Raw genomic sequence first — 19,707 nt, forward strand, 5'->3', positions numbered from 1 at the left:
TTTGAAATCGGTTTTAATTCAAGGAAATGAAAGTAGTTTTAGTCGGCTATATGGCAAGTGGAAAGTCTTCTGTTGGAAGGTTGTTGGCCAAAGAAATAGGTCTTGATTTTGTGGATTTGGATGACTATATCGAAGAACAGCAACGCCAATCCATCAAAGACATTTTTCAGGAAAAAGGAGAAATCTTTTTTCGGAAACTGGAACACCAAATGTTGGAAAAGGTCCTAACGGAAAAAGAATCCCTGTTACTTTCTACTGGGGGGGGGACCCCATGCTATGGTATAAATATGGATACGATTCTAAAACATTCCGATCATTCAATATACCTGCAGCTGCCAGTTGCCACTTTAGTGGAGCGTATAGCCAAAGAGAAAGAGGAACGCCCACTGGTAAAGAATCTGAATAACGAGGAATTGCCAGAATTTGTTGGGAAACACCTTTTTGAAAGAAGATCTTTTTATGCAAGGGCCAAATTTACTTTGGATTGCTACGGTAAGTCGATAGTGGAACTTGTCGCTGAGGTAAAGGAGAAACTACTCTAGGTAAACCGCGTTGTTTTTGGCCTCAAACTCTACGCGGATATGTTCATTTAAGGAGGTTGAGAGCGATATCCCCTTATAATCGGCCTTTATCGGATACTTTTTATGGTTCCTGTTGACCAGAACGGCGGTCTTTAATTGTTTTATGGGCGTTTTGAGAAAATGGTGGACCCCGTAGATCAGCGTAGTGCCGGAGTTAAGCACATCGTCTACAAGAACAATGGATTTGTTTTTATATGCATCTTCACTTATTGATGTACTCACCCCACTTTTAAGAGGGTCTTTTTTATCCATTTTTAAGCTACAGAGCACAATCTGTGCTTCGGTAATTTTTCTTAAGGTCGTAGTTATTTTTTTGGCCAGGTTCAGTCCACCGCCATCTATCCCGGCAACAATGATTTCCTTCTCGTTTACATTGGCCTCATAAATCTGATAGGCTATGCGCTTTACCTTATGCTGTATTTGTTCGTGGGTGAGTATGCGGTTCAACATGAAACTAATTTAGTGCTACCAAAGATAAAAAACAGATTATTCGGATTCATCCAAATAATCATCTATATCCCTGCGATCTTTTTTAGTGGGCCTACCCAGCCCTTTTTTACGATAATGCTCTTTAGCGTGTTTCAACAAATCTGTATGCTCAAAAGCTTCCTTTGGTGTGGTGTCTTTTCTGTAGATGTCCACCAATTTGGCTCCCACACGACTCTCGGGAATATCCAAAACGGTAAGTTTATGGTCGATCTGGTTTTTTCTAAGCACAATTTCGTCCAAGGGATAAATTTCCCGTGAGGCTTTGACTACACTCCCGTTAACCCGAACTTGACCTTTTTTAACAGCATTTGTGGCAACGTTTCTAGTTTTATAGTATCTAATACACCAGAGATATTTATCAATGCGCATAAGGTCTGCAAATCTTTGTTAACGTAAGGAGCAAAAATAGTGGAAAATTGTATCTTGCGCAGCTAAATCAAGTTTTTGAATGAAGAACGGTTTTTTAGCTTTTTTGGTTACGATGGTTTTATGCGTTTCCTGCAATAACGACGACAATGGTCCTGACCTTGAAACTGTCCCTCCGAGACTGTTGGCGGAGGTTTCGCCAGAAAACGATGAGGAGATTCAGGAATACTTACGCACACATTTTTATAATTACGAAGAATTTGATGCGAATCCGGATGCTCTGGATATCAAAATTAAAATAGATACCATTGCAGGCGCAAATGCGGATAAGACTCCATTGGCCGACCAGGTTAGCTCTGTTACCGTGCAGGTTTCATCCTCCCAGTTAGGTCTTAGTGAGGAAGAAAATGATATTCCCCATACACTTTACTATTTGGTTGCTAGAGACGGAAAAGGAGTAATGCCAACGGTGGCCGACTCTACTTTTTTAAGGTATGAGGGTATGCTTTTGGACGGAGTCAAATTTGATGCATCCGAAAGTTTTATTTGGCAAGAATTACCGTTTTTCTTGCGAGGATATTCCAATGGTATTTCCAAACTCACATCAGCTACCAACGATGGGTTGGTAGTAAATCCTGATGGTACTTTCCAATATAACGATAGTGGTATTGGCCTTATTATTATGCCATCTGGACTGGCATATTTCTCCGGAACCGGTCCCAGCAATACCTTACCACGGTATGCTAATTTGGTATTCCAAGTAGAGGTGGGGCGGGTCATTGAAAATACGGACAGCGATAACGATGGTGTTCCTTCCATTCAAGAAGATGTAAATGGAAACGGGTATCTATTTGATGATAATACAGACGTGGATGTAGAATCCAACTCTGGGTTGGTCACTAGGTTTGCCGATTTTCAAGATGGAGATGATGATGGGGATGGAGTGTCCACCAGAAATGAGATAACCAATGATGATACGGGTGAAATCATATTCCCTTACCCAGATTCGGATAGCGATGGGACTCCTGATTATCTGGATCCTGATACAAACTAAAAAAAGCCCCGTTTTAAACGGGGCTTTTTATACGGTATAAATTTTCTTTTTTTCTACAACTTCAGGGATAGGGCAAAAATTACTTGCGATGGTCTTGAATCTACCCTTCCCTCAATATTGGTGATATTGTTCGAAATAATCTGGGCCTCGTTTTTCGAGAAACCACGCTCATAGCGCACATCCAATCCTAATTTACCGAGATTAACACCTACACCGGCGTTCAGCCCGACGGTGAAATCGTTCTCTACGTCTTCCACTTCCAAATCTCCCAAGTCGTTGCTTAGGGTATATTGAAAGGCAGGTCCCGCGAAAATATGTAGCGGCCCAACCAATTTATAACCTAACAGTACCGGTAAGTCCAATTTGGAAACATCATAATCATTAGAGTCGCCGTCCACATCATAGGTACTCTTGGTTTTGGTATAAACCAGTTCTGGCCTCAGGTAAATTTTAGGAAAATCCAGTTTTCCCCAGAAACCAAAGTGGTAACCGGTTTTGCCCTCGGCACCTTCCACCGCGTTCTGGGCAGAATTACTAATAGTCCGAATTAAATCTCCGTTTTTGTTGTAACTGATTCCTGCTTTTACACCAAAGCCTGAACCGCTTTGGCCAAATGCAGCTGTACCCATTAGGGCCAACACTGCAATGAAGAGTGTTTTTTTCATAAGTGCTTCGTTTTTTAATTGGTTGAAATGTATCAAAGATGATACCGAAAACTATTTTCGTTTCAACACTTTTAAAACGGCAGCTTCTATGGCTTTATTGTTTAAACCATACTTATCCATAAGTTGATCAGGGGTGCCACTTTCACCAAAAGTATCTTGAGTGGCCACAAATTCCTGGGGAGCAGGATGACTCATGGACAGTACTCTGGAAACACTCTCGCCAAGTCCTCCCAGGTAGTTATGTTCCTCCGCAGTAACCACACAACCTGTTTTCTTGACAGAAGCCAAAATAGCTTCGTCGTCCAAAGGTTTTATAGTGTGAATATTGATTACTTCAGCCGAGATTCCTTGATTTTCCAAGTTTTCCGCTGCGATAAGCGATTGCCATACTAAATGACCGGTAGCTATGATCGTTACATCCGTACCCTTATTTAGCATAAGTGCCTTGCCAATCTCAAATTTCTGGTCTACTGGAGTAAAATTGGCCACCTTTGGTCTTCCAAAACGAAGGTAAACAGGGCCTTCATGTTCTGCGATGGCAATGGTAGCTGCTTTGGTCTGATTGAAGTCGCATGGATTGATGACCGTCATCCCTGGTAGCATCTTCATCATACCCACATCCTCAAGAATTTGATGGGTAGCCCCATCTTCTCCCAAGGTAAGCCCAGCATGTGAAGCACATATCTTAACATTTTTCCCCGAATAGGCGATGGACTGTCTGATTTGGTCATAAACTCTTCCCGTGGAAAAATTGGCAAAAGTTCCGGTAAAAGGAATCTTTCCGCCAATGGTAAGTCCAGCGGCAATCCCCATCATATTGGCTTCGGCAATTCCCACTTGAAAGAAACGATCAGGGTTTTCGTCAATGAACGTTTGAATTTTTAGGGAGCCCACCAAATCGGCGCAAAGAGCCACCACGTTTGGGTTGGTTCGACCCAATTCTGTCATTCCGGCACCAAAACCGCTTCTTGTATCCTGTTTTCCTTGGTCAGTATATTTTGTCATAATAATGTTATTCTAGCGTAAAATTGAGGTCTACGGTACCCGTTAGTTGTTCTTCTTTTATTCCTAAAAGTCGGAATTGCTCGTTTCCATCTTTATCCCTGGCGTAGACCAATGCACCGTTTGGGATATCAACTTTGAATTTTTCTCCAAGAGCGGCAGAAAACAGCTTTCCAAAATACGTATTGTAATCCAAATCGTAGGTGTCGTCAAAAGCGGCATATAGAATATCATCCGGCTTATTGGCAGGTGCAATTTCATACACCCTATATTCGGTGCCATTTATAGTTACGATTTCGGAGGTCGATTTTTTTACCAAAGCCGTTTCCTCCTTGGAGTCAAAGGACTTGTTTTGATTCATGAATGTGGTAAGGTCCACATGTCCCCAAACTGTGTTGTTGTCTATCTGCATTTGCATTAACATGAAATTAGTGGACATATCCAAGAACAGTTTGCCGGACATGATGGCATTTTTATTGTTGCCGCCAAATTTGCGGAAGGAGTTCCTAAAACTTGATGTCACGGTCTTGGAATCGGTAAACAGATATTGTCCTGCATTGCCTACCCTAATTCGAACTGTATCATTGGATTTAGGAATTAAATAAGTTATTTCATAGTCCAGTTTAAAGTCAAAATTCTGGGAGAAGCATAAGCATCCCATTAACAGCATTGGAAATAGTGAAAATAACTTTTTCATGATTGACGTTTATCAATAATCGCCTAAAGTCTCTGGATTTTGCGCCAAAGCGGTCTCCAGCTGTTCGTCACTTGGGGCCTTGCCATGCCATGCGTGGGTGTACATCATAAAATCAACCCCATTGCCCATTTCTGTGGTCATTACCACACAAACCGGCTTTCCTTTTCCGGTTCTGCTCTTGGCTTCTTTCAGTCCGGAAATGACTTGTTCCAAGTTGTTCCCGTTTTCAATTTCCATAACATCCCAACCAAAAACCTTGAACTTTTCGGCTACATCGCCCAAGGGCAATACATCTTCCGTACCACCATCAATCTGCTGGCCATTTCTGTCTATGGTCGCAATCAAATTATCCACTTTGTTTCCTGCGGCATACATAATGGCTTCCCAGTTCTGCCCTTCCTGAAGTTCACCATCCCCATGCAAACTGTAAACCAAATGATTATCCCCATTTAACTTTTTGGCCAAAGCTGCGCCAACGGCCACAGACATACCTTGACCCAAAGACCCGGAAGCTACACGTACACCCGGAAGTCCTTCATGGGTTGTTGGATGACCTTGCAATCTGGAATCTATCAATCTAAATGTGTTTAATTCATCAACAGGGAAATAACCACGTCGTGCCAAAACACTATAAAAAACAGGTGAGATATGGCCATTGGAAAGGAAGAAAAGGTCTTCACCAATTCCATCCATATCAAAACCATCTTTCAACTCCATTACCTCGTTGTACAGTGCAACAAAAAACTCAGTACAACCTAAGGAACCCCCTGGATGTCCAGAGTTTACCTTGTGTACCATTCGCAAAATATCCCTGCGAACCTGGGTAACTAAATCCTGTAATTCCTGAATGTTTGGCATCGTATTGATTTTAAGCTCTCAAAAGTAACGGCATTCCCGTTGTTAAACAAGCACTTGTACATTATTTTACGAAACGCTTTGCGAAGGGAAACTTTATTTTTTTGTTAAGGCTTTGTAGTGGTGGAGTTGGCTATATTTGCGGTTTTAAAAGTTACCATTGAAATTTACCCTAGAACATAAGGACAACCAAAGCAAGGCACGGGCCGGAACGCTTACCTTGGATCATAGTACAATTCAAACTCCCATCTTTATGCCGGTTGGCACGGTAGCCTCTGTAAAAGGGGTGCACCAGCGGGAGCTACGTGAGGAAATCAATCCCGATATCATTTTGGGCAATACCTATCACCTTTACCTAAGGCCAAAAACTGCCATTCTGGAAGAAGCGGGGGGACTTCATAAGTTTATGGGCTGGGACCGAAATATATTAACGGATAGCGGCGGTTATCAAGTGTATTCCTTGTCCAACAATAGAAAGATTAAAGAGGAAGGGGTCAAGTTCAAATCGCATATTGATGGATCCAATCACTTTTTCACCCCTGAAAATGTGATGGAAATCCAACGAACCATTGGGGCTGATATTATCATGGCTTTTGACGAATGTACACCTTACCCATGCGATTACAATTATGCCAAACGTTCCATGCACATGACCCATAGATGGTTGGATAGATGTATCAACCATTTGGAAAAATTACCTTTTAAGTATGGATATTCCCAGAGTTTTTTTCCGATTGTCCAAGGGTCTACATATAAGGACCTACGTCAGCAGTCGGCCGAATACATAGCTTCGGTAGGTGCAGAGGGAAATGCTATAGGGGGACTTTCTGTTGGTGAGCCTGCTGAGGAAATGTATGCCATGGCCGAATTGGTTTGCGATATTTTACCGGAGGACAAACCACGGTATCTAATGGGTGTGGGTACACCCATCAATATCTTGGAAAATATTGCCTTGGGCGTAGATATGTTCGATTGCGTTATGCCAACTAGAAACGCAAGGAACGGAATGTTGTTTACCGCTCACGGGACCATAAATATCAAGAATAAAAAATGGGAGGCCGATTTCTCCCCAATCGACGAGATGGGCATCACCTTTGTAGATACTGAGTACTCGAAGGCGTATCTACGACATTTATTTGCTGCCAACGAATATTTGGGCAAGCAAATCGCTACGATCCACAACCTCGGTTTTTATCTCTGGTTGGTGCGTACCGCGAGAGAACGTATTTTAGTGGGAGATTTTCAGGAATGGAAGACCAAAATGGTTCAACAAATGGATAAAAGATTGTAATGCTTACCATACTGGATAGATACATCTTGAAACGATATCTGGTGACCTTTTTGGGAATGCTGATGTTGTTTGTTCCCATTGGCATCATGGCCAATTTGGCCGAAAAAGTTGGAAAGATCATAGACAATGAAGCTCCGCTGGGAGAGGTAATTGTGTTTTATGGCAATTTCACCCTGGTGATCGGGAACCTATTGCTACCCATATTCCTCTTTCTGTCCATCATTTTCTTTACCTCCAAATTGGCAAGTAATACTGAGATTGTGGCTATCTTAAGTTCTGGGGTGTCCTACTGGAGATTCCTAAGGCCTTACTTAATAGGTGCGACCTTGGTCGCCTTTCTGATTTTTATGATGGGGATGTTTATTGTGCCTCATGCAAGTATTGGGTACAACGAATTTGAATACAAGTATTTCAAACGAGGAAAACAGGTAAGGGAAACTACGAATATTTTCAACCAGTTAAATGAGAACGATTACATTTATGTAAGCAGTTTTGAGCCCAGCAGAAAAATTGGCTACAATTTTACCTTTGAGCATTTCGATTCCATCAAACAGCTCGACTATAAAATTTCCTCTACCAATATTAGATGGATAGAAAAAGACAGTATATATAGGTTGACAAATTACGTTAAACGTAAGCTTAGGGACGGGGTGGAAATCATGGAAACCAAACGTAGGTTGGATACCTTGTTCACATTTAAAATTGAAGACCTTACCCCGGTTTCCTATGTGGCGGAAACCAAGAACCTTTTTGAGTTGAACGAGTTCATCGATGATCAAAAACGGAAAGGAGCCTCCAATATCAATGCCTATATTTTGGTGAAATACAAACGATGGGCACTTCCCATAACAGCTTTTGTTCTTACCATTATCGCGGTAGCCGTTTCCTCGGTTAAACGTAGGGGAGGAATGGGATTAAATCTTGCCTTTGGAATTGGTGTGGCCTTTATCTACATATTCTTCGATAAGGTTTTTGGAACCTTGGCAGAGCAATCTGGCTTCTCACCTTTGTTGGCGGTTTTGATTCCCAACCTTCTTTTTGGGGCTTTTGCAGTATATATGTTGATGAGAGCCAAACGATAAGCTTTTACACTAATCCTTTGAAGGGGAATTGATGCCGGTAGGAGGCACGGAGTATCATTAAAGTTTTATATTTGTCCCCAATATTTTGTTGAAACCAAACTTCCATGGAGTATTTAGATTTTGAACTTCCCATTAAAGAACTTGAAGACCAGCTTCAAAAATGTATGATAATAGGAGAGGAGAGCGATGTAGATGTTAGCGAAACCTGCCTTCAGATTGAAAAGAAGTTGGGCGAAACACGAAAGGACATCTATAAAAACCTTACCGCTTGGCAACGGGTTCAATTGTCCAGACATCCCAACCGACCCTATACAATGGACTATATCAATGCAATTTGTGGGGACACCTTCTTGGAATTGCATGGCGATAGGACCGTGAAGGATGACAAAGCGATGATCGGTGGTTTGGGAAAAATTGGTGAGCAGAGCTATATGTTCGTGGGCCAACAAAAAGGCTACAACACCAAAACTAGGCAATATCGAAACTTTGGTATGGCCAATCCGGAAGGTTACAGAAAGGCATTACGTTTAATGAAGTCTGCCGAAAAATTTGGTGTTCCAGTGGTATGTTTTGTGGATACTCCCGGTGCTTATCCTGGAATTGAGGCCGAAGAAAGAGGTCAGGGCGAAGCCATTGCTAGAAATATTTTGGAAATGACCCGTTTAAAGGTCCCCATCATTGTGGTGATTATTGGTGAGGGTGCTTCAGGCGGTGCTTTGGGCATTGGAGTAGGGGATAAGGTGTTGATGTTGGAAAATACCTGGTATTCTGTAATCTCCCCAGAATCATGTTCTTCCATTCTTTGGAGAAGCTGGGAGTTTAAGGAGCAGGCAGCGGATGCCTTGAAACTTACGGCCACGGATATGAAAAAACAGAAGTTGGTGGATGAGATTGTAAAGGAACCCTTAGGGGGTGCGCACACCAATCGAGAAAAAACTTTCGAGACCGTTCGGAATAAAATTTCGGCCCATTTTGAGGAGCTAAAAAAGTTATCACCAAAAGAACTCGTAAAAACCCGAATGGAAAAGTATGCTTCTATGGGAGTGTTCAACGGGTAATAACGGGTTTCTGGCCCATCCTCATTTTTTTCAGTTTTTTTCTTCAAACATTTTCAGGTTATTAACAATATTTCAAAGTTATCAACACTAACTTTGTTTATTACCTGTGAACATCGCAAAGGATAAATTTAAAGTTAACTAAAGGTTAATTACCTACTTTCGTAGTTATGGATAAGCCCAGCCCGATTATTGGTCATAAAGTTGACAAATCCACCCTAATCAACCTTGAGAGAGGTAAGATACCTCCGCAAGCTGTTGATTTAGAGGAAGTTGTGTTAGGGGCGATGATGATTGACAAAAAAGGAGTGGATGAAGTAATAGATATCTTACATCCCGATGCCTTTTACAAAGATGCCCATAGGTTTATCTACGAAGCTATTTTCAAATTGTTTGAATCTTCGGAGCCAGTGGATTTATTAACCGTTTCTTCGCAATTAAAGAAGGACGGACACTTGGAAGCCGTAGGAGGTGATTTTTACCTGATAAAATTGACTCAAAAAGTGGCTTCTTCCGCCCATATTGAGTTTCATGCCCGTATCGTACTTCAAAAATACATTCAGCGAAGTTTGATTAAAATTTCAAACGAAATCATTGAAGATGCATACAACGATTCAACCGATGTTTTTGATTTGTTGGATAGTGCGGAAGCCAAATTATACGAGGTTACTCAAGGTAATCTGAAACGATCCGCCGAAACCGCATTGGATTTGGTCATTCAGGCCAAAAAGAAAATTGAGGAGATTTCAAACAAAGAAGGTACAAGTGGAATTCCCTCTGGATTTGATAAACTTGACAAACTGACCTCAGGTTGGCAACCCAGCGATTTGGTTATTGTGGCTGCGAGGCCTGGTATGGGTAAAACGGCGTTAACGCTTTCAATGGCCAGGAACATCGCCGTAAACTCGGAAATTCCCGTAGCATTCTTCTCCTTGGAAATGTCCTCTGTACAGTTGATTACCCGTTTAATTTCGTCAGAGACAGGTCTATCCTCCGAAAAGCTCAGAACCGGGAGATTGGAAAAACATGAATGGGAACAGCTCAATGTAAAGGTAAAGGCCTTGGAAAAGGCTCCTTTGTTTATTGACGACACTCCATCGCTTTCGATTTTCGACTTAAGGGCAAAAGCTCGACGGTTGGCATCCCAGCATGGTATAAAGCTCATCGTAATTGATTATTTGCAATTGATGACCGCTGGGGGTAGCCAAAAAGGTGGAAATAGGGAACAAGAAATTTCAACGATTTCAAGAAACCTAAAAGCACTGGCAAAAGAACTTAATGTGCCCGTCATAGCGTTGTCCCAGTTGTCTAGGGCAGTGGAAACGCGTGGTGGCAGCAAACGTCCTATTCTTTCTGATTTGAGGGAATCAGGTGCCATTGAGCAGGATGCAGATATTGTGTCATTCATTTATCGACCTGAATACTACAAAATTGATGAGTGGGATGATGAAGAACGGACCCCTACCCAAGGTCAGGCCGAATTTATTGTGGCCAAGCACAGAAACGGTGGATTGGATAATATTAGGTTAAAGTTTGTGGGTGCACTGGGTAAATTTGATAACTTGGATGACTTTGATTCCCCATTTGAGTTTCAGTCTAAGATGAATGCGGATCAAGAAAACCCTTTTGCAACACCGAATCTTCCAAGCACAGATGAGGCATTTGGCAGCGCAATGAATAGTGACGATGACCCGGAGAATGACGTACCTTTCTAAAATTGTAAGCTCGCCGCTTCAAGCCAAAGCGAGAAGTGCCTTCCTTTTCTTTTTCTTTTTATTCTTTTTTAAATCGTTTGCCTCAGTTATTCTTATACCGATGGATGCGGAGGGTCAAGAAAACCATTTAAAAGCCTACGGGATAACCTATTGGGTGTTGGGGAAACAGCAAAAGGTGCAATGGCTGTTAAACTATAGGGGCGGGTCTTTTCTATTACCGGATGGAGAAACCATCAGAAAGGAATGCCAGATTCGGGGTGTTTCCTTTGAGGTCTTGTCTGATGCCCAGGCAGAGCAAATTTTAGATGGGATAAGCAGTCCATCCCAAAACCAAGAAGCTGTCATTTTGGAAAAAGCCCCTAAAATTGCAGTGTACTCTCCCAAGGGAAACCAACCCTGGGATGATGCGGTGACTATGGTCCTAACGTATGCAGAGATTCCGTATGTCACGGTTTATGACGAAGAGGTGCTGGACAATAAATTGGTGTTGTATGATTGGTTACACTTGCATCACGAGGATTTTACGGGCCAGTATGGAAAGTTCTATGGTGCTTACCGGGCGGCTCCCTGGTATATTGAAGGAAAGAAAAAAGCTGAGGCCTTGGCTCAGAAGTTGGGTTTTGACAAAGTTTCGGAAGAAAAAAGGGCCGTAGCCCTTAAAATCAGAAATTATGTGATAGGGGGCGGATTTATGTTTGCCATGTGCTCTGCTGCGGATAGTTTTGACATTGCTTTGGCAGCTGAAAGTGTGGACATTTGTGAACCTATGTTCGATGGTGATCCATCAGAAGCCAACTATCAAGGAAAACTGGATTACGGAAACACCTTCGCTTTCACCAATTTCGTTTTGGAGCGAAACCCCCTTCGATATGAGTTTTCATCCATTGATATGACCAATAAACGTAGGAATGTCCCAAGGGAGTCGGACTATTTTTCGTTGATGGAGTTCTCGGCCAAATGGGATCCTGTACCCACCATGTTGACCCAGAACCATACTACATTGGTAAAAGGATTCATGGGTCAGACAACCGCCTTTACCAGAAATGAGGTTAAACCAACGGTCATGATATTGGGAGAGAACAAAATCAATGGGGAAGCACGCTATATCCATGGGATAAAGGGCAAAGGTTTCTTTACCTTTTACGGAGGACACGATCCGGAAGATTACCAGCATAGGGTAGGGGACCCCAAAACCGAATTGGAGCTGCATCCAACCTCGCCTGGATATCGCCTTATTTTGAATAATGTATTGTTCCCCGCTGCTCGTAAGAAGAAGCAGAAGACCTAAGATAGAGTCTTTACCGGGTTAGTCTTCCTATTACATCACCAAGGTCTGGAAATTGAGCTGCCAACCCTGTGCCATCTGCCATGACAAAATCTGCAAAATCAAAACCTGGTGAAACAGTGCAACCAACAAAGGAGTAACTATTGGGTTCTACAGTTTCAGCGGCAAACCAATGATTTCCCGGAACCACGAATTGGGGGACCTCCCCGGCTGAGAAATTGGTTCCGATTAATTGCTCCGTATATGCACCCGTTTCGGATATTACATGAAGCTTTATGGGAGAGCCTTCGTAAAAATGCCATATCTCATCCTGCTTTATCCTATGAAAAGCTGAAAATGTGTCTGATGTCAACAAAAAGTAAATGGCCGTGGCGTAGTTTCTATTCCCGGGATAGTGGGACGGAAGGGAGATTTTGGGTATTAAACCATCACTCCTATAGGTTTCTTTAAAGTACCCTCCTTCCGGATGGGGTTGAAGTCCGAAATTGGAAATAAGTTGTGAAATCCTGTTCATACCAGCTGTTCCAAGATGTGCTCCACACCAAATTCGTCATTGCTCAAGGTTTCATATTTTGCAATTTGCTTTACATTGGGGTGTGCATTCGCCATTGCAAAGCTATAATCCGATAATTCCAACATTTCCAAATCGTTGTTATAGTCGCCAAAGACTAAAACTTCATGGGACTTTAAGCCATAAGCGTTCATGAGCTTTTCCAAAGCATGCCCTTTGTGTGCGTTAGAATGGTTTAAATCCACCCAATTTAAACCCGAGACCTTCACCTTAACCTGACTTTCCAAACCTTTCATGGCCGGGTAGATGTATTCCTCGGCATTTATGCTGTGGTACACGGCTATTTTAATAATTTCGTCCGTTACGTCATGAAGATTATCCAGTATTTCATAACTCGAATAGTACTCCTTCAATTGTTCCAAAAAGGGTGCTGACTTTCCATCAAAATAAGCGTTGTACTTACCGCATAACATAGCATGGGCGCCTTCAATGTGGTCGACTATGGAAAGAAGGTCGTTCTTAAGGTGGTGTTCAATTGGGGTGACCAACAGCTCCCTCTCTTTGTCTTTTACCAATGCTCCATTTTCTGCAATCACAAGGATATCTTCCCGTATAGGGTCAAGCTTGTCCACAATGCTATGATATTGCCTTCCACTTGCAGCCACAAAACGAATGTTCCTATTGGCCAAGGACTTGAAAAGTTCAAAAAATCTATCGCTGACTTGATGTTTTGAGTTAAGTAGGGTGCCATCCATATCAGAGACAACCATTTTAATCTGGGAAAGGTCCATGCATTTGATTTAAACTGCAAAGGTAGGTCTTGCTATGGGAATGAAGTAAACTTTGTCTTAAATTCACAACTTATGAAATGGCACCAATCGGAAATAACACTTAAACCCCATTCAAGGGGATTTCATTTGATAACGGATATTGTTGAACGATCCATACCGGAAATCCGAGAATTCAAAATGGGCATGTTGCAGGTTTTTATAAAGCATACATCTGCCAGTTTGAGTATTAATGAAAATGCCGACCCTACGGTCCGTTTAGATTTTGAAAGTCACTTTAACCAAATGGTTCCCGAAGATGCGCCTTACTATGTGCATACCTATGAAGGGCCAGATGATATGCCCGCACATATAAAGTCTTCCCTGCTGGGAGCATCGGTGAACATTCCAATAACGAATGGTAGGCTGAATATGGGGATTTGGCAAGGAATTTACCTTTGTGAGCATCGGGACCATGCCTCTGGGAGAAAATTGGTGCTCACGGTTTCAGGAATTTAGAAATACAAAAATCCCGCTCAATTGAGCGGGATTTTGATAAGCGGGGTAAGTTTATATAAAATCTTATTTTACTCTCTCCACGATGGCTTTAAAAGCATCTGGGTGGTTCATGGCCAAATCCGCCAAAACTTTACGATTAAGTTCTATTCCGTTGGATTTAACTTTTCCCATGAACTGGGAGTAAGACATTCCGTGCATTCTGGCACCTGCATTGATACGAGTGATCCATAGGGCGCGGAAATTACGTTTTTTGTTTCTTCTGTCACGGTAGGCATAAAGCATTGCTTTCTCTACCGCATTTTTGGCTACTGTCCAAACGTTTTTACGTCTTCCAAAGTAACCTTTGGCTTGCTTCATTACTTTTTTTCTTCGAGCTCTAGAAGCAACTGAATTTACTGATCTTGGCATAATGTTTCATTTTTTTGTAGCAGGCGGTTCAATTGCGAACGCTTTTTAGAGCCTGACTCCATGGTTATAAATTAATGTACCTGTGTTTGAACAATTATTTTAATCGTAATTGTTCCTTGATGCTGTTGACATCCGACTCGTGCACCAATGTGGAGTGGGTCAACTTAAGCTTACGCTTTTTAGACTTTTTAGTCAGGATATGACTCTTAAAAGCGTGCTTTCTTTTGATTTTACCAGAACCTGTAAGCTTAAATCGCTTTTTAGCACTGGATTTTGTTTTCATTTTAGGCATTTTCTCCTCTTTATAAATTATGACCAAAACAATTTGGTCTCCCGCTTTATTTATTTTTTGGTTTTGGGAGCAATGAACATGGTCATTCTTTTCCCTTCCAATTTTGGCATCTGCTCTACCTTGCCAAGTTCTTCGAGTTCCTGTGCCAAACGAAGCAGTAGAATCTCACCTTGATCCTTATAAACGATAGATCTTCCTTTAAAAAAGACATATGCCTTTAGCTTGGCTCCATCTTTTAGAAATTTCTCCGCATGACGTTTTTTAAACTCATAATCATGGTCATCTGTCTGCGGACCAAACCGGATTTCCTTTACTATAACTTTCGTGGCTTTGGCCTTCATGGCCTTTTCCCTTTTTTTCTGCTCGTAAAGGAACTTTTTGTAATCTATGATTTTACAAACCGGCGGATTGGCCTTGGGGGATATTTCCACCAAATCCAGTTCCAGTTCATTGGCCTTGGCCATTGCTTTGGCAATAGGGTATACCCCTACTTCCACATTGTCCCCAACGAGCCTAACCTCAGGGGCTGTAATCTTGTCATTGATATTGTGAGGGTTCTTATTTTCCCTCCGTGGTTGGGGTCTAAATCTTCTTCGTATTGCTATGACGTATACTTTTTAATTAAACTAAAATTCTTAGAACGACTTTAAGGTACTATTTATTTCAGTAGCTACCAAGTCAGAAAATTCATTGATGCTGATGCTTCCAAAATCCTCTCCTCCATGTCTTCTTACGGCAATGGTTTCGGAGGCTTCCTCTTGCTCACCAACGATGAGCATAAATGGGATTTTCTTCAGCTCGGCTTCCCGGATTTTCTTCCCGACCGTCTCATTCCTATTATCAATGAGCGCGCGAATTTCGTGATTTTCCAACGAATTCAAAACTTTTTCAGCATATTTTTCATGTTTCTCACTGACTGGCAGGACTATAGCCTGTTCCGGAATAAGCCATAACGGGAAATTCCCTCCAGTATGTTCCAATAACAATGCCACAAATCGTTCTAAACTCCCAAAAGGAGCCCGATGAATCATTATTGGACGATGCAGTTCATTGTCACTTCCTTTGTAAGTAAGATCAAAGCGTTCTGGCAGGTTATAGTCAACTTGGATGGTTCCCAATTGCCATTGCCGCCCAAGGGCGTCTTTCACCATGAAATCCAGTTTGGGCCCGTAGAAAGCAGCTTCACCACTTTCGATAACAAAGTTGAGTCCTTTTTCTTCGGCAGCATTGATAATGGCCTGTTCAGCTTTTTCCCAATTATCGGTATCGCCGATATATTTTTCTGGTTGGTCCAAATCACGAACCGAAACTTGGGCCGTAAAGTTTTCAAAACCCAATGAGCCCAGAACATAAAGTGAAAGGTCTATTACATTCTTGAACTCCTCGTTCAGCTGATCAGGCGTACAAAAAATATGGGCGTCATCTTGAGTGAAACCCCTTACTCGTGTAAGTCCATGTAGTTCTCCACTTTGTTCATATCTATAGACAGTTCCAAATTCTGCATAACGTTTGGGTAGGTCTTTGTAGCTAAAAGGGCGACTATTATATATTTCGCAATGATGAGGACAGTTCATGGGTTTCAAAAGAAACTCCTCCTCCTCTTTTGGAGTATGAATAGGTTGAAAACTGTCTTCCCCGTATTTGGCATAATGCCCAGAGGTGACATATAACTCTTTTTGGCCGATGTGGGGAGTGACCACCATTTCATACCCAGCCTTTTTTTGAGCTTTTTTCAGGAATTGCTCCAAACGTTCCCTCAAGGCAGCTCCTTTCGGAAGCCACAAAGGCAGTCCTTGTCCAACTTTTTGTGAGAAGGTGAAGAGCTCCAGTTCCTTACCCAATTTTCTATGATCACGTTTTTTGGCCTCCTCCAACAAGGCAAGATATTCGGTAAGCTCCTTTTGTTTAGGAAATGAAATACCATAAACCCTTGTCAATTGGGTATTATTTTCATCTCCTCGCCAATATGCCCCTGCAACACTTAGGATTTTTATGGCTTTTATGATGCCAGTATTGGGGATGTGTCCCCCTCGGCACAAATCGGTAAAGGTACTGTGGTCGCAAAAAGTTATGGTGCCATCCTCTAAGTTGTCAATAAGTTCAACTTTGTAAGGGTTGTTCTGATCTTTATAATAGGATAACGCTTCGGTTTTTGACACACTTCGCATTTTATACTCGTGTTTTCCACGAGCAATTTCCAGAGCTTTTTTTTCGATGGCTGGAAAATCTTTTTCTGAAATACCCTGTTCTCCAAAATCAACATCGTAATAGAATCCATTTTCTATGGCTGGGCCAATGGTTAGTTTGATGCCTGGATAAAGTTCTTCCAGCGCTTGGGCCACAACATGCGAACTGGAGTGCCAGAAAGCTTTTTTGCCCTCCGCATTGTTCCATGTATATAATGTAAGGTTTCCATCCTCTTCTAAAGGAGTGACGGTTTCCACTGTGGTATCATTGAATTTTGCGGAAATAACATTTCTTGCAAGACCCTCACTGATATTTTTGGCAATCTCCATGGGAGTCGTGCCTTTGGAAACTTTTTTTATTGCGCCATCTGGCAATGTAATCTGAATCATTTGTTCTCCTTTATTTTGGATGGAGCGCAAAGATACTATCTTGATATGATGCTTACAATAGTAGGAGGATTGTATTGATAGAAACCTTTCTTTCAGAGGATTATAAATGGGGTTCGTTAAATAGGCTTACCGTAATAGGCTGAAATTCAAAATTTTGAAATTTAAATACCTGATTTGCAATGACTTGTGTTTTTTTTGATTTTTTTTTTGAAATTGTTTGGTTGGATAAAAGAAACCTCTCTATATTTGCACCCGCTTAGCTGATAAAGCTGGGTTGTTTACTGGGGGATTTAGGAGGGTCTGCGGGCCTTATTTTTTTCTCTTGTGGATTTTTGAAGTTCATTTGACATATTGTATAGACAGCGTAAAAGAGAATAACAAAGAACCATTTTGATGTCAAGGACCTTGTATTGTTTGGGAGTTGAATTTATTTAACTTTTTACAATGAAGAGTTTGATCCTGGCTCAGGATGAACGCTAGCGGCAGGCCTAACACATGCAAGTCGAGGGGTAACGGGAAGTGCTTGCACTTTGCCGACGACCGGCGCACGGGTGCGGAACGCGTATGGAACCTGCCCCTGTCAGGGGAATAGCCCAGAGAAATTTGGATTAATGCCCCATGGTATCCCACCACCGCATGGTGGAGGGATTAAAGATTTATCGGACAGGGATGGCCATGCGTACCATTAGCTTGTTGGTAAGGTAACGGCTTACCAAGGCAACGATGGTTAGGGGCCCTGAGAGGGGGATCCCCCACACTGGTACTGAGACACGGACCAGACTCCTACGGGAGGCAGCAGTGAGGAATATTGGACAATGGTCGGGAGACTGATCCAGCCATGCCGCGTGCAGGATGACTGCCCTATGGGTTGTAAACTGCTTTTATACGGGAAGAAACGCACCTACGTGTAGGTGTCTGACGGTACCGTAAGAATAAGGACCGGCTAACTCCGTGCCAGCAGCCGCGGTAATACGGAGGGTCCGAGCGTTATCCGGAATCATTGGGTTTAAAGGGTCCGTAGGCGGGCCGTTAAGTCAGGGGTGAAAGTCTGCGGCTCAACCGTAGAATTGCCTTTGATACTGGCGGTCTTGAGTCGTTGTGGAGTTGCCGGAACATGTGGTGTAGCGGTGAAATGCATAGATATCACATAGAACACCGATCGCGAAGGCAGGTGACTAACAACGTACTGACGCTGATGGACGAAAGCGTGGGTAGCGAACGGGATTAGATACCCCGGTAGTCCACGCCGTAAACGATGGATACTAGCTGTCGGGCCTTCGGGCTCGGCGGCCAAGCGAAAGTGATAAGTATCCCACCTGGGGAGTACGTTCGCAAGAATGAAACTCAAAGGAATTGACGGGGGCCCGCACAAGCGGTGGAGCATGTGGTTTAATTCGATGATACGCGAGGAACCTTACCAGGGCTTAAATGTAGTGGGACAGGCTTAGAGATAGGCTTTTCTTCGGACTCATTACAAGGTGCTGCATGGTTGTCGTCAGCTCGTGCCGTGAGGTGTCAGGTTAAGTCCTATAACGAGCGCAACCCCTACCGTTAGTTGCCAGCGAGTCAAGTCGGGGACTCTAACGGGACTGCCGGTGCAAACCGTGAGGAAGGTGGGGACGACGTCAAATCATCACGGCCCTTACGTCCTGGGCCACACACGTGCTACAATGGCCGGTACAGAGGGAAGCCACCCCGCGAGGGGGAGCGGATCTATAAAACCGGTCACAGTTCGGATCGGGGTCTGCAACTCGACCCCGTGAAGCTGGAATCGCTAGTAATCGGATATCAGCCATGATCCGGTGAATACGTTCCCGGGCCTTGTACACACCGCCCGTCAAGCCATGGAAGCCGGGAGTGCCTGAAGTCCGTCACCGCAAGGAGCGGCCTAGGGCAAAATCGGTAACTAGGGCTAAGTCGTAACAAGGTAGCCGTACCGGAAGGTGCGGCTGGAACACCTCCTTTCTAGAGAAAGACGACCGGACGATTCGGGTCCGGCATCAGGTGGTCCCTTTGTTTTTCTTTTATGCTGTCTTATAATATGTAAACATACTGGCAATTTTAGGCCAAACAGTCTCATAGCTCAGCTGGTTAGAGCGCTACACTGATAATGTAGAGGTCGGCAGTTCGAGTCTGCCTGAGACTACTGTGGTCACCGGAGCCTGGTGCGAAGGGGGCCGAAGTTCATTAAATGTTGAAAGGAAATTCTGGAAGTTGGGCGGTAGTTATGGACTAACTACTAACTACTATGTACTAACGACTAGTATATGGGGAATTAGCTCAGCTGGCTAGAGCGCCTGCCTTGCACGCAGGAGGTCACCGGTTCGACTCCGGTATTCTCCACAAGGGCGTAAAAGCTGTCCACGGCATTTTTGTAACTGCCAGTGGCGGCCCGCCACAAGTTCATTGACATATTGGGACGGAGCATGATGGTATTGTACCATCATTGCGAAGTCAAAGAAGAAACACGAAGTAGAATAGAATATATAAGGATTAC

Annotated in this window: 20 protein-coding genes, 2 tRNA genes and 1 rRNA gene; 11 read left to right on the top strand and 12 right to left on the bottom strand. The window is 42.9% G+C overall.

Features of this window, described 5'->3' with window-relative positions; translation table 11 throughout:
- Window positions 1-26: 26 nt before the first annotated feature.
- The gene (locus BUC10_RS16420) at window positions 27-542 is read left to right on the top strand and encodes a shikimate kinase (protein ID WP_073181677.1); all 516 of its coding nucleotides are present in this window, start codon (window positions 27-29) and stop codon (window positions 540-542) included.
- Here BUC10_RS16420 and BUC10_RS16425 read toward each other — a convergent pair.
- Window positions 534-1,031: a phosphoribosyltransferase family protein gene (locus BUC10_RS16425; protein ID WP_073181680.1), complete on the bottom strand. Its 498-nt coding sequence runs from the start codon at window positions 1,029-1,031 to the stop codon at window positions 534-536. The genes BUC10_RS16420 and BUC10_RS16425 overlap by 9 nt on opposite strands.
- A 36-nt stretch (window positions 1,032-1,067) precedes the next feature.
- On the bottom strand, window positions 1,068-1,439 hold the full coding sequence (locus tag BUC10_RS16430; RefSeq protein WP_073181682.1) for an RNA-binding S4 domain-containing protein: 372 nt from the start codon (window positions 1,437-1,439) through the stop codon (window positions 1,068-1,070).
- Between the two features lie 79 nt (window positions 1,440-1,518).
- Here BUC10_RS16430 and BUC10_RS16435 point away from each other — a divergent pair, with 79 nt between their 5' ends.
- Window positions 1,519-2,490, top strand: coding sequence for an FKBP-type peptidyl-prolyl cis-trans isomerase (locus BUC10_RS16435; RefSeq protein ID WP_073181684.1), 972 nt, complete (start codon window positions 1,519-1,521; stop codon window positions 2,488-2,490).
- 53 nt (window positions 2,491-2,543) lie between these two features.
- Here BUC10_RS16435 and BUC10_RS16440 read toward each other — a convergent pair whose 3' ends face one another.
- From BUC10_RS16440 to BUC10_RS16455, 4 genes are read right to left on the bottom strand one after another with little or no spacing between them, the layout of a single operon-like run.
- A complete protein-coding gene (locus tag BUC10_RS16440; protein WP_073181686.1) occupies window positions 2,544-3,155 on the bottom strand; it encodes an outer membrane beta-barrel protein in 612 nt (203 codons plus the stop codon).
- A 51-nt stretch (window positions 3,156-3,206) separates the two neighbouring features.
- Window positions 3,207-4,160: a transketolase family protein gene (locus BUC10_RS16445; RefSeq protein ID WP_073181688.1), complete on the bottom strand. Its 954-nt coding sequence runs from the start codon at window positions 4,158-4,160 to the stop codon at window positions 3,207-3,209.
- A gap of 7 nt (window positions 4,161-4,167) precedes the next feature.
- Window positions 4,168-4,854: a hypothetical protein gene (locus BUC10_RS16450; RefSeq protein ID WP_073181689.1), complete on the bottom strand. Its 687-nt coding sequence runs from the start codon at window positions 4,852-4,854 to the stop codon at window positions 4,168-4,170.
- Between the two features lie 12 nt (window positions 4,855-4,866).
- Window positions 4,867-5,712: a transketolase gene (locus BUC10_RS16455; RefSeq protein WP_073181691.1), complete on the bottom strand. Its 846-nt coding sequence runs from the start codon at window positions 5,710-5,712 to the stop codon at window positions 4,867-4,869.
- Window positions 5,713-5,869: 157 nt separating this feature from the next.
- Between BUC10_RS16455 and tgt the strand changes: the two genes are divergently transcribed.
- The 5 genes from tgt to BUC10_RS16480 all read left to right on the top strand — a co-directional run bounded on the left by tgt (window position 5,870) and on the right by BUC10_RS16480 (window position 12,140).
- Window positions 5,870-7,000, top strand: a complete 1,131-nt coding sequence (tgt, locus tag BUC10_RS16460; RefSeq protein WP_073181693.1) for a tRNA guanosine(34) transglycosylase Tgt — start codon at window positions 5,870-5,872, stop codon at window positions 6,998-7,000.
- Window positions 7,000-8,082 (top strand): LptF/LptG family permease, encoded by a 1,083-nt coding sequence (locus tag BUC10_RS16465; protein ID WP_073181695.1) that lies wholly within the window; start codon window positions 7,000-7,002, stop codon window positions 8,080-8,082. The genes tgt and BUC10_RS16465 overlap by 1 nt, the downstream gene beginning before the upstream one ends.
- Before the next feature lie 104 nt (window positions 8,083-8,186).
- Complete coding sequence (locus BUC10_RS16470; RefSeq protein WP_073181697.1) at window positions 8,187-9,140, top strand: acetyl-CoA carboxylase carboxyltransferase subunit alpha; 954 nt, start codon at window positions 8,187-8,189, stop codon at window positions 9,138-9,140.
- Window positions 9,141-9,307: 167 nt separating this feature from the next.
- Entirely contained in the window at window positions 9,308-10,852 is a 1,545-nt protein-coding gene (dnaB, locus tag BUC10_RS16475) for a replicative DNA helicase (protein ID WP_073181699.1), read from the top strand.
- Complete coding sequence (locus BUC10_RS16480; protein WP_073181700.1) at window positions 10,836-12,140, top strand: asparagine synthetase B; 1,305 nt, start codon at window positions 10,836-10,838, stop codon at window positions 12,138-12,140. The genes dnaB and BUC10_RS16480 overlap by 17 nt, the downstream gene beginning before the upstream one ends.
- A 10-nt stretch (window positions 12,141-12,150) precedes the next feature.
- Here the strand turns inward: BUC10_RS16480 and BUC10_RS16485 are convergent, their stop codons facing one another.
- Window positions 12,151-12,651: a cupin domain-containing protein gene (locus tag BUC10_RS16485; protein WP_073181702.1), complete on the bottom strand. Its 501-nt coding sequence runs from the start codon at window positions 12,649-12,651 to the stop codon at window positions 12,151-12,153.
- Complete coding sequence (locus tag BUC10_RS16490) at window positions 12,648-13,439, bottom strand: HAD family hydrolase (RefSeq protein WP_073181704.1); 792 nt, start codon at window positions 13,437-13,439, stop codon at window positions 12,648-12,650. Before BUC10_RS16490 ends, BUC10_RS16485 begins: the two co-directional genes overlap by 4 nt.
- Before the next feature lie 72 nt (window positions 13,440-13,511).
- Between BUC10_RS16490 and BUC10_RS16495 the strand changes: the two genes are divergently transcribed.
- Complete coding sequence (locus BUC10_RS16495) at window positions 13,512-13,934, top strand: secondary thiamine-phosphate synthase enzyme YjbQ (RefSeq protein WP_073181706.1); 423 nt, start codon at window positions 13,512-13,514, stop codon at window positions 13,932-13,934.
- 63 nt (window positions 13,935-13,997) lie between these two features.
- On the opposite strand, the gene rplT is transcribed toward BUC10_RS16495, so the two are convergent.
- The 4 genes from rplT to thrS form a co-directional block, all read right to left on the bottom strand.
- The gene (gene rplT, locus BUC10_RS16500; protein ID WP_073181708.1) at window positions 13,998-14,342 is read right to left on the bottom strand and encodes a 50S ribosomal protein L20; all 345 of its coding nucleotides are present in this window, start codon (window positions 14,340-14,342) and stop codon (window positions 13,998-14,000) included.
- Between the two features lie 94 nt (window positions 14,343-14,436).
- On the bottom strand, window positions 14,437-14,634 hold the full coding sequence (gene rpmI, locus BUC10_RS16505) for a 50S ribosomal protein L35 (protein ID WP_073181711.1): 198 nt from the start codon (window positions 14,632-14,634) through the stop codon (window positions 14,437-14,439).
- Between the two features lie 50 nt (window positions 14,635-14,684).
- Window positions 14,685-15,239, bottom strand: coding sequence for a translation initiation factor IF-3 (infC, locus tag BUC10_RS16510; RefSeq protein ID WP_084732690.1), 555 nt, complete (start codon window positions 15,237-15,239; stop codon window positions 14,685-14,687).
- A 30-nt stretch (window positions 15,240-15,269) separates the two neighbouring features.
- The gene (thrS, locus tag BUC10_RS16515; protein WP_073181715.1) at window positions 15,270-17,210 is read right to left on the bottom strand and encodes a threonine--tRNA ligase; all 1,941 of its coding nucleotides are present in this window, start codon (window positions 17,208-17,210) and stop codon (window positions 15,270-15,272) included.
- A gap of 441 nt (window positions 17,211-17,651) precedes the next feature.
- Between thrS and BUC10_RS16520 the strand changes: the two genes are divergently transcribed.
- The 3 genes from BUC10_RS16520 (at window position 17,652) to BUC10_RS16530 (ending at window position 19,553) form a co-directional block, all read left to right on the top strand.
- Window positions 17,652-19,175 (top strand): 16S ribosomal RNA (locus BUC10_RS16520).
- A 107-nt stretch (window positions 19,176-19,282) separates the two neighbouring features.
- A tRNA-Ile gene (locus tag BUC10_RS16525) sits at window positions 19,283-19,356 on the top strand.
- A gap of 123 nt (window positions 19,357-19,479) precedes the next feature.
- A tRNA-Ala gene (locus BUC10_RS16530) sits at window positions 19,480-19,553 on the top strand.
- Window positions 19,554-19,707 lie beyond the last annotated feature (154 nt).

This window comes from Flagellimonas flava, assembly GCF_900129665.1.
Taxonomy (GTDB): domain Bacteria; phylum Bacteroidota; class Bacteroidia; order Flavobacteriales; family Flavobacteriaceae; genus Flagellimonas; species Flagellimonas flava.

What these genes read in the sequence shown, in the direction of transcription:
- BUC10_RS16420 (WP_073181677.1), top strand. Translation starts at nt 27, where the DNA reads ATGAAAGTAGTTTTAGTCGGCTATATGGCAAGTGGAAAGTCTTCTGTT.
- BUC10_RS16425 (WP_073181680.1), bottom strand. Translation starts at nt 1,031, where the DNA reads ATGTTGAACCGCATACTCACCCACGAACAAATACAGCATAAGGTAAAG.
- BUC10_RS16430 (WP_073181682.1), bottom strand. Translation starts at nt 1,439, where the DNA reads ATGCGCATTGATAAATATCTCTGGTGTATTAGATACTATAAAACTAGA.
- BUC10_RS16435 (WP_073181684.1), top strand. Translation starts at nt 1,519, where the DNA reads ATGAAGAACGGTTTTTTAGCTTTTTTGGTTACGATGGTTTTATGCGTT.
- BUC10_RS16440 (WP_073181686.1), bottom strand. Translation starts at nt 3,155, where the DNA reads ATGAAAAAAACACTCTTCATTGCAGTGTTGGCCCTAATGGGTACAGCT.
- BUC10_RS16445 (WP_073181688.1), bottom strand. Translation starts at nt 4,160, where the DNA reads ATGACAAAATATACTGACCAAGGAAAACAGGATACAAGAAGCGGTTTT.
- BUC10_RS16450 (WP_073181689.1), bottom strand. Translation starts at nt 4,854, where the DNA reads ATGAAAAAGTTATTTTCACTATTTCCAATGCTGTTAATGGGATGCTTA.
- BUC10_RS16455 (WP_073181691.1), bottom strand. Translation starts at nt 5,712, where the DNA reads ATGCCAAACATTCAGGAATTACAGGATTTAGTTACCCAGGTTCGCAGG.
- BUC10_RS16465 (WP_073181695.1), top strand. Translation starts at nt 7,000, where the DNA reads ATGCTTACCATACTGGATAGATACATCTTGAAACGATATCTGGTGACC.
- BUC10_RS16470 (WP_073181697.1), top strand. Translation starts at nt 8,187, where the DNA reads ATGGAGTATTTAGATTTTGAACTTCCCATTAAAGAACTTGAAGACCAG.
- dnaB (WP_073181699.1), top strand. Translation starts at nt 9,308, where the DNA reads ATGGATAAGCCCAGCCCGATTATTGGTCATAAAGTTGACAAATCCACC.
- BUC10_RS16480 (WP_073181700.1), top strand. Translation starts at nt 10,836, where the DNA reads ATGACGTACCTTTCTAAAATTGTAAGCTCGCCGCTTCAAGCCAAAGCG.
- BUC10_RS16485 (WP_073181702.1), bottom strand. Translation starts at nt 12,651, where the DNA reads ATGAACAGGATTTCACAACTTATTTCCAATTTCGGACTTCAACCCCAT.
- BUC10_RS16490 (WP_073181704.1), bottom strand. Translation starts at nt 13,439, where the DNA reads ATGGACCTTTCCCAGATTAAAATGGTTGTCTCTGATATGGATGGCACC.
- BUC10_RS16495 (WP_073181706.1), top strand. Translation starts at nt 13,512, where the DNA reads ATGAAATGGCACCAATCGGAAATAACACTTAAACCCCATTCAAGGGGA.
- rplT (WP_073181708.1), bottom strand. Translation starts at nt 14,342, where the DNA reads ATGCCAAGATCAGTAAATTCAGTTGCTTCTAGAGCTCGAAGAAAAAAA.
- rpmI (WP_073181711.1), bottom strand. Translation starts at nt 14,634, where the DNA reads ATGCCTAAAATGAAAACAAAATCCAGTGCTAAAAAGCGATTTAAGCTT.
- thrS (WP_073181715.1), bottom strand. Translation starts at nt 17,210, where the DNA reads ATGATTCAGATTACATTGCCAGATGGCGCAATAAAAAAAGTTTCCAAA.